Source organism: Pseudomonas sp. SIMBA_041 (genome assembly GCF_046535095.1).
In the GTDB taxonomy this organism is placed as follows: Bacteria; Pseudomonadota; Gammaproteobacteria; order Pseudomonadales; family Pseudomonadaceae; genus Aquipseudomonas; species Aquipseudomonas mucoides.
This window is the reverse complement of the sequence record NZ_JAWRXJ010000652.1, coordinates 1-252: the sequence shown is the minus strand read 5'-3', so window position 1 is coordinate 252 and position 252 is coordinate 1. Positions and strand designations below refer to the sequence as shown.

Here is a 252-nt window from a genome sequence, read left to right as displayed (position 1 = left end):
GAAAGTGCTCGGGACACTCCATGCCAATGGGCCAACCCATCACCAAACATTCCAGGAACACCTGCGATATCACTTTGGTGGGTACGAAACATACGAGTGCCTCAAGAGCCAGCATCACAGCGAAGCGTTGATATTTAGAAGATGGAGAAGATGGCCTGAATAGACGAAGGCTTGCGATGCCCCGGCCCCTTCAACACATAGACAGTGTTTCGCGTGACGAACAAGTAGCCCTCTTCGAACCGAGTGCCCATC

At 52.4% G+C, this 252-nt stretch carries 1 protein-coding gene; it reads right to left on the bottom strand.

Going from position 1 to position 252, the window contains the following annotated elements; genetic code table 11:
- Positions 1-134 precede the first annotated feature (134 nt).
- A partial coding sequence (locus SB725_RS32730; RefSeq protein ID WP_410923643.1) for a DUF6957 family protein occupies positions 135-252 on the bottom strand: 118 nt, incomplete at its 5' end.